The sequence below is a fragment of the Paracoccus nototheniae genome, assembly GCF_004335005.1.
Lineage (GTDB): Bacteria > Pseudomonadota > Alphaproteobacteria > Rhodobacterales > Rhodobacteraceae > Paracoccus > Paracoccus nototheniae.
In genome coordinates this window covers 1-8,123 of record NZ_RQRT01000103.1, presented here as the reverse complement: position 1 = coordinate 8,123, position 8,123 = coordinate 1, and the positions used below count along the sequence as shown (strand labels likewise).

At 68.8% G+C, this 8,123-nt stretch carries 7 protein-coding genes; 5 read left to right on the top strand and 2 right to left on the bottom strand.

Annotation, left to right across the window (positions count from 1 at the left end):
- The 3 genes from EG885_RS23155 to EG885_RS20775 all read left to right on the top strand — a co-directional run.
- A partial coding sequence (locus EG885_RS23155) for a hypothetical protein (protein ID WP_207392363.1) occupies window positions 1–195 on the top strand: 195 nt, incomplete at its 5' end.
- Window positions 192–1,316 carry a UDP-glucose 4-epimerase GalE gene (galE, locus tag EG885_RS20780; RefSeq protein ID WP_242679778.1) on the top strand — a complete coding sequence of 375 codons (1,125 nt, stop codon included), beginning with the start codon at window positions 192–194 and terminating at the stop codon, window positions 1,314–1,316. The genes EG885_RS23155 and galE, both read left to right, overlap by 4 nt.
- A 168-nt stretch (window positions 1,317–1,484) precedes the next feature.
- A complete protein-coding gene (locus EG885_RS20775) occupies window positions 1,485–2,549 on the top strand; it encodes a glycoside hydrolase family 191 protein (RefSeq protein ID WP_165571243.1) in 1,065 nt (354 codons plus the stop codon).
- Here EG885_RS20775 and EG885_RS20770 read toward each other — a convergent pair.
- A complete protein-coding gene (locus tag EG885_RS20770) occupies window positions 2,515–3,900 on the bottom strand; it encodes a tetratricopeptide repeat protein (RefSeq protein ID WP_131578477.1) in 1,386 nt (461 codons plus the stop codon). The two genes, EG885_RS20775 and EG885_RS20770, sit on opposite strands and share 35 nt — an antisense overlap.
- Window positions 3,897–6,170: a polysaccharide deacetylase family protein gene (locus EG885_RS20765; RefSeq protein WP_131578475.1), complete on the bottom strand. Its 2,274-nt coding sequence runs from the start codon at window positions 6,168–6,170 to the stop codon at window positions 3,897–3,899. Before EG885_RS20765 ends, EG885_RS20770 begins: the two co-directional genes overlap by 4 nt.
- 246 nt (window positions 6,171–6,416) lie before the next feature.
- Between EG885_RS20765 and EG885_RS20760 the strand changes: the two genes are divergently transcribed.
- The gene (locus EG885_RS20760; protein ID WP_131578473.1) at window positions 6,417–7,931 is read left to right on the top strand and encodes a polysaccharide biosynthesis/export family protein; all 1,515 of its coding nucleotides are present in this window, start codon (window positions 6,417–6,419) and stop codon (window positions 7,929–7,931) included.
- A partial coding sequence (locus EG885_RS23150; RefSeq protein ID WP_423227223.1) for a hypothetical protein occupies window positions 7,928–8,123 on the top strand: 196 nt, incomplete at its 3' end. The genes EG885_RS20760 and EG885_RS23150, both read left to right, overlap by 4 nt.

Genomic DNA, 8,123 nt, shown 5'->3' with positions numbered 1-8,123 from the left:
ATGGCCATTAAGGACATCGGCATGCGCGAGAACGCCCAAGGCCCTGCCCGCCCGACAACGGCCCGGCAGATGAACGCCCACCAATCCACAGCAAGCCAGCCCACCGCAAGCGAGCAAACCGCCAGCCACCCCGCCCATGGCCACAGGGCCATGATCCGACCCGGCAACCCTGCCCAATCCCCCATGGTGGAATGATGCGTCATCACATGCCTGCCCGCGCCTCTGGCCGGACCATCCTTGCCAGCGGCGGCGCCGGCTATATCGGATCCCATGTCGTGGTCGAGCTGCTGGCCGCTGGCCACCGCGTCGTCATTCTGGACAATTTCGAAAACTCGGACCGCCGCGCCGTGGCCTCGCTGCCCAAGATCGCCCCCGGCCCGGTCATCCTGATCGAGGGCGATGTCCGCGACCCCGATGTGGTCGAGGGGATCCTGCGCCGCTACGGGATCGATGCGGTCATCCATCTGGCGGGCAAAAAGGCGGTGGGCCAGTCGGTCGCGGATCCGCTGCTGTATTTCCACGACAACCTGCTGGGCGCCATCTCTCTGTTGCGGGCGATGGACCGGGCGGGGGTGCGCGATCTGGTCTTTTCATCCTCGGCCACGGTTTATGGCATGCCCAAGGTGCTGCCCATCGCAGAAACCGCGCCCACCGGCATCACCAATCCCTATGGCCGCACCAAGCTGATGATCGAAGAGATGATCGACGATCTGACCGCCGCCCGGCCCGATTTCCGCGCGATCTCGCTGCGCTATTTCAACCCGGTCGGCGCGCATTCCAGCGGGCTGATCGGCGAGAATCCCAAGGACGCACCGAATAACCTGTTCCCCTATGTCGCGCAAACCGCTGCGGGCCAGCGGGCCGAGGTTCAGGTCTTTGGCGGCGATTACGACACGGTCGACGGCACCGGTGTGCGCGATTACATCCATGTCGTCGATCTGGCGCGCGGCCATGTCGCGGCCATCGACCATCTGTCCGGACCGCCCGCCGGGTCCGAACGGCATCTGCGCATCAATCTGGGCACCGGAACGGGTTACAGCGTGCTGCAGATCATCGCGGCCTTTTCGACCGCCTGCGGTTTTGCGGTGCCCTATCGCATCGTGGACCGCCGCCCCGGCGATGCGGCGGTGTCGCTGGCCGATCCGACCCTTGCGGGGCAAATACTGGGCTGGCGCGCGACCCGCGATCTGGACCAGATGTGCGCGGATCACTGGGCCTATCAGCAAAAGGCCCTACTGGACAGTCGCCCCTATCTTGTGGCCAACTCGGACAAAGAACCGTCAGAGCGGATGCCCAGCCTGATCGTCACCACCTGAACGGGGACGCAGCGACAGGCTGCGCCCCGGGACGACCCTGCGCCGGGGCACGGCGCCTTTCGGGAAGACCCTGCCTTGAAGATCATGTCTCTGTTTCGTCCCGCCGCGCTGAGCGGCGTTTTTGCCGCCCTTGTTCCCACAGGCATGATCCATGCGCAGCAGCCCCAGGTGAGCGAACCTCCGACGGAAACCGTGCCCACAGCCGTGCCCACAGCCGTGCCCGCCACCGTGCCTGCAGCCGTGGCGCCCCCCCAGCCCCCCGAACTGGATTGTTCGCTGGCGGGCGCCCGGTCCCGGGCCGCCCGGCTGATGCCCGCCCTGCAACAGGGCTATGGGGTGCAATACTGGGGCGAGGGCTATGATGCGACGACGCTGGCCGCCCAGCCCCACGGCCTGCTGATCGTCGAGGTGACCAAGACCGGCGCCCCCTATACCGAAACCGGACAAGAGCTGTTCTTCACCCCCGAAGAGATCACCGCGATCCGCCATGATGGCAGCCGCCCGACGCTTGGCTATCTGAACGTCAGCGAGATCGAGACCTATCGCGATTACTGGATCGACCAGATCGGGACCACGGCGCCGGGCACGCTGCCCGAATGGTATGGCCCCACCGCCGGGCATGGCGATCATCTGGCCGCCTATTGGACGCAAGGCTGGCGCGACATCCTGCTGAACCGGGTGGATCGGCTGATGCAGACCGGGGTGGACGGGCTGTTTCTGGACGATGTGCTGCATTATTACAGCCACGCGCTGGACGAGACGCTGATCTGGCCCGAGGGGCAGCGCCCCGATGGCCCGACCGGCGCCCCGGCGCTGGCGCAGGGCATGATGGCGCTGGTGCGGACGGTGGCGGACCGGGCGCGGCTGTGGAACTGCGACGCCTTTATCGTGGTGAACAACGGCGTCTTTATCGGGCGCGACGCGGCGGGCGCCACGCCCGGCCCTGCCGAGAGGGCGGGTTTCGGCGCCTATCTGGACGCCATCGACGCGGTCATGGTCGAGAATGTCTCGGCCCCCACGACCCATATCCACACGATCGAGGCGCTGCAGCAGGATTTCCGCGACCATGGCGTGGCGGTCCTGTCGCTGGACGTGGAAACGCAGTTTCCCGAACAGACCACCGACGACCTGCGCGCCAAGATCACGGACAAGGCCCGGCAGGCGGGCTTTTATCCCTATGTCAGTGCCGATGCGGTCTTCAACCGGCTGACGCCGCCGATCCTTCTGCCGTGACGTTGGCGGGATCGGGCAGGCCGGGACGAGGCGCCCGGATGCTGTCGCGCAGGCGCTGACGCAGATCGGGGTTCTCGACCGCTCCGGCCAGCAGCGCGCGATGGAAGGGGCTGCCGCGCAGGCCTTCGGCCAGCGACATCCAGATCAGCTGATCCCAGCTGCCCAGGGGCTGATCCGCCGCCGCCAGCAGATGGGCATAGCTGCCCGCCCGGTCGCCGCGCCATGCCGCCCAGCCCGCACCGACCAGCGGGGATGCGGCAAAGACCTGATCGTCCAGCAGGGCGCGATAGGGCACCAGCGCCACCGCCCCGCGATAGCGCATGACCTGCGTCAGCGCCTGACCCCGCGCGGCGGGGCTGGCCTGCCCCCCGCCAAGCGCCAGCGCGTGGCGGACCCCGCGCATGTCGCCGGTGCTTTCGGCCAGCGCCGACAGGGTGGCCCATTCGGGTTCGGACAGGCGGGGGCGACCCGCCAGCCATTCATCCTGCAGGATGCGCGCCGTCCCGCCATGGCCGCTGCGGGCAAAGACCGGCAGCACCCGATGCGCGTCTTCCGGCGCCACACCAAACCCCGCCCGGGCCAGCAGGATCGCCGCATCGATGGCGCCGCGCCCGATCAGCGCCCGGACCGAGGCTTCCAGCACCGGCCCGGGATCGGGTTGCCCGGCCCAGACCGTGGCCACGGCCACAGCCTCGGCCGGGCGGCCGCCTTCGACCAGATATTCCAGCAGCCGCTGGCGATAGGCCAGACGGTCGGGGGCCTTGCTGTCGGCGACCTCGCCATCGGCCAGCGTGAACAGCAGCGCCTCGTAGGCATCGATCTGACCGGCGGCGATCAGCAACTGACCCAGCCTTCCGACCTCGGGGCCGGTCAGGATCGCGGGATCGACGGATGCCAGCAGCGCGCGTTCGGCGCCTGCCAGCCGCAGCGTGCGATACCAGCCGCCCAGCTCTGCACGCCGTTCGGGGGTGGGGCGCAGCGCATAGGCACGGCGCAGAAACACCGCCGCCCGGCCCGGATGGCCCGACGCGGCCTCGATCCCGGCCAGCGATTCCAGCGCCTCGTCCGAGGGCCCGGCCTGCGCCAGCAATTGCAGAAAGGACCGCCGCGCGCCGTCCAGATCGCCATCGGCCAGCGACAGCCGGGCATGCAGCAGCTGCAGGTTGTCGTGAAAATCGAACCGCCCTTCGGCGGCGCGCAGGCGGCGCAGCGCATCGCCGGGTTCCAGACGCGACAGCTCGGCCTCGAATTCGACGCCGGGATCGGGGCGCAGCAGGGCGATGCCCCCCACCGCGATCCCGCCAAGCGCTGCGGTGATCATCACATAGTCGCGGATTGCGGCAAGGTTCATCCCAGACATTCCCCCTGAACGGACAGCCCGATCAGACCGCCGGGCGCGGCAGGCACGGTGATGACCAGCAGTCCCGACCCATCGGCGGTGACCGGATGGCGCTGCCCCTCATCCACGCCCGAAATGGCGACGCCGTACCGCGCATCCGGCGGCCCGGTCAGGGTCACATCGCCTGCGGCAAATCCCGACAGCTCCATTTCCACCGCGCAATCGGAACGGTTCCACCGTTCGATGATTAGCCGGCTGGCCTGCAGCACGGGCGCGGGCAGCGTGGTCAGGACGCCCGAGGGATCGTCCCCCGCCACCACCGCGACCAGCGCCTCGGGTGCGGCGGGGTCCAGCGCGATGTAAAGGGCGTCGCCCTTGCGCCGCGCGCCCATCACGCCCTGACTGCGGGCGATGTCCATCATCCGGTCTGCCGCCTTGTCCAGCCGCAGCGTGTCCAGCCCGCCCCGGTCGGTGACGCGCCACAGATCCGGCCCCTCGGGGGTGATGCGCATGCTGTCGAACCCAAGGACCGCGCGCCCATGATCCGCCGCGCGGATCGGCACGACAGGCGCAGTGCGCGCCATGTCCAGATAGGTCTCGACCGCGCGGCGGGTTTCGAAATGGATGGCCGAGCGGGCGGCGAAGGAAAGATGAAAGGGCCGCAGGCGGCGCGGCTCCTCGGTCCGGGCCAGCGTCTGGCCAAACCCGTGAAAGCCGTAAAGCGGCGCGGTCCACGACCCGGTATAGGCCGCATCCCCGCCAAGCGCGTCATAGACCTGACGCTGCTCGCCCACCTGCACCGACAGCGGCATCAGCCCTGTCAGCGACGGATGCGCGGCATCCATGACCCCGCCACCGCCGCCCATCGCAACCAGTCCGGTCGCGGCCTCGGCAGCCAGCGCGGCCTCGTAGGGCCGGGCATTCCCGCTCCAGTTATACAGCTGCGCGGGGCGGTCTTCGGGGGTCAGCGCATTGACCTGCGCGATGGCGCCGCCCAGTTCGGCGCCCAGATCGAACGCCTCGGCCGCATATTTGCGCGGCGCGCCGGGCGTGCGGGAAAAGGTCGATGCGCCGGTTTCGGCAAAGGCGTCGCGCAGGGTCATGACGGCGGATGTGACCAGCGCCCCCCGGTCGGCCACCACCTGCGGCGCATCCAGCAACGCAGCCTCGCGCCCCGGATCATAGGCGGCAAAGAACGACCAATCGCGGATATCGCTGAAGCCCTGCACCGCGCCCTGCACATGCGGCGCGGCAAAGGCCTGCCGCGCGGCCTGCAATCCCCGTTCGGACAGCGGTCCACCCAGACCGGGCACCAGATCACCTGCCAGCACCGCCACGGACAGGGGCAGATCGGCAAAAGGGTCGATCAGCCGCGACACCAATTCCTCGGATGCCAGACGCTCGGGTTCGCCGAAGCTGCGGGTGGGCATGACATCCAGCCAGCCCTCGGCGGTGACGGTGGCGAAAAAGCTGCGCAGCCCCTGACGGGTGGTCGGATCGGGGCGCGGCACCCCGTCCTGATCCAGCACCTGCCCAAAAAAGCCGAAGGGATCGACGATCCATGCGGCCTGACCCTGCGCGCCCATCGCGATCGCGGCGCTGTCATGCAGATAGCCGCCCGCCGGGCCGGTCACCGCCAGATCGATCGCGCGCCCCCCCGAGGTCAGTTGCAGCAACGACCGCGCATCGGCGGCGGCAGTCACGCCCGCATGATTGCCCGGCGCGATCATGAAGACGGCCTCGTGATCCATCAGCGCGGCATCGCGCAGCGACTGCACCGCCTGGACGCCCACCGCATGGGTGCTGCCATCGGCCAGTACGCCCATCGCGGCAAAGGCCCGTTGCGCGGCCTCGGGCGGCAATCCGGTCCAGGGGGACAGGTTGCCCATCGCTACGATCCGAGGGCTGCCCTCGCAGAAATCGGCGTGCCGGGACAGCCAGGCGCCCAGCCCCTCAAGGCCCGGGGCATTGGCGGCGGTGCCGTCGTCCAGCCATGACAGGACCAGCCGCACATCGCCCGGATCGGCAGCGGGTGCGCCCCCTTGCGACAGATCGTGATAGACGACGCGCTGGCCCAGATGGTTCAGGACCAACTCGGCATAGCGGTGAATGCGGGTGTCGCGCGGCGCGCCCTCGCGCGTGCTGTCGTAAAGCGCCAGCGTCGTGCGCGGCACCCCGCTGCAGGCGATGGCCCCGGTGGCGGCACAGGACCACAGGGCCAGTCCGATGGCCAGCCGTCCGATGGCCAGCCGCCCGCCTGCGCGCCTTATCCTTTGGATCATCCCCGGCCCTCTTTCTGCCCAAAGGCGTCTGTCCCTGACCCAGGAACTGCACCGATCGGACATGTCGCTGAAATTCATTCTGTTATCCCTTGGGATATGATTACCCTTTGGGATAATAATCGTTTTGGAAAGACATTCCCCGCTCGCCCTTAAGTCAATTGAGCGCTTATTCAAATTATCGTAGTTTCCCGATACTGCAAAGTTATTTCTCCGGCGCCCTTGCGACGATGCAGGCAGAGGAACGGTATGACGAATGGTTTAGGTGGTTTCATGGTCAGCGCAGGCATCGTCGCGACCGGTCTGGCCGGAATTTGGGCCTGGCCCATCGTTCAGAATGGCGGGCTGTCCGACCGGGCGTCGGGCCTTTATGCGCGCTTGGGTCTGGGCGATGCGGACGCCTCGGGCAGCATCGTGCCGCCCGACAATTCGGGCGAGGGGCGCCTGCCCCGTCAGGCCGTGTCCGAATCGCTGCCGCCAGCGCAGGTTCGCCAACCGGCCCCGGCGGCCATCGTGCCCCCGGAATGCGAGGCCGCGGCCGACAGCCCCGACGTGACCGTGCCGGGCGACCGGATCGCGCTGCGGATCTTTGAATCCTCGGCCCTGGCCGCGCCTGCCGGCGATGGCGCCCCGGCGACCGATATCGTGTTCGAGCGGCTGGACCTGTCGGGCATCTATGATGTCGCGGGCACCGGCACCCTGTCGCTGCCCGCCCTTGGCCATGTCGATGTCGCCGGGCGTCCCCTGGCCTGTGTCGAGGCGCTGGTCTCGCGCGCGGCCTTCGACGCGATGGCCACGCAGACCATGGTCAGCGCCGCATTCGACAGCCGCCCGCCGGTTCTGGTGCGCGGCGCGGTCCGGGCGCCCGGATCGCATGGCTACAGCACGGGGCTGACCGTCGCGCGGCTTCTGGCGCAGGCGGGGGTGCTGGACGACCGCGATCCGGCGGCTCAGGTCAGAATGATCGCGCTGCGGGCACGGCAGACCGAACTGGCCCGCACCCGGGCCAGCCTGTCGCTGGAACGCATGCGCCTGCGCGCGGCACTGGACGGCGTCGGCACGCTGCCGGCAGACAGCCCCGAGGTCACCGCCGCGCTGGCCCTGCTGGGCGCCGAGCGCGTGACCAGCGAGGAAACCGCCCTTGCCGCCGAAATCCGCGCCGAGGGCCTGCGCCAGACCCGGACCGAAGCGACGCTGGCCGATCTGGCTGCAAGGATCGAGACCGCCGAACAGCAGCGCCGCGTCTCTGAAACGCAGGCCGATTATTATGCCGCCCGGCGCGCCCAGCAGATCGAGATGCTGCAGAACGGTTTCATCACCGATTCCCGGCTGGACGAGACGGCGATGCGGGCGATGGACGCCGAACGGATCTTTCTGGAAAAGCACGACCTGCTGTTCCGGTTGCAGGCCGAACGGCGGCTGGCGCAGCAGGACGCCGAACTGGCCGGTTCCGAACGCCTGCGCAGCGTGACGGCGGAACTGCGCAGCATCACCACCGCGCTGGACGCCGCAGACAGCGCCTTTGACACGGTGATGGCGGAACTGAGCCTTTTTGCCGAAGACGGACTGCGCCTTGAGGTCAGCATCGAACGGCCCACCGACGCGACCCGGACCGAACGGATCGCGGCGGACATGGACACGCTGATCCATCCGGGCGATCTGGTCACCATCCTGCCGGTCCCTTTGCCGGAGGACGAGGATCTGGCGGAACAGGCGGGCGACACCCCACCCCCCGCCCCAATCCAGAGCGCGTCGCGCGAATGACCCAACAACCGGACACCACATCCGAAGGCACCGCCCCTGCAGACATGGCCCCTGCAGACATCACCCCTGCAGGCATCGCCCCCAAGGTCATGGGGCCAGTCGAGAGGGATCCAGTCGACATGGAGCCCGCAAAGACCGCGCCGGAAGCCTCCGCGCCCGCCCGGTCGTCGCAGGCCGCCCTGCCCGCCACGG

Coding starts and splice junctions, on each gene's coding strand:
- galE (WP_242679778.1), top strand. CDS start 192: ATGATGCGTCATCACATGCCTGCCCGCGCCTCTGGCCGGACCATCCTT.
- EG885_RS20770 (WP_131578477.1), bottom strand. CDS start 3,900: ATGAACCTTGCCGCAATCCGCGACTATGTGATGATCACCGCAGCGCTT.
- EG885_RS20765 (WP_131578475.1), bottom strand. CDS start 6,170: ATGATCCAAAGGATAAGGCGCGCAGGCGGGCGGCTGGCCATCGGACGG.
- EG885_RS20760 (WP_131578473.1), top strand. CDS start 6,417: ATGACGAATGGTTTAGGTGGTTTCATGGTCAGCGCAGGCATCGTCGCG.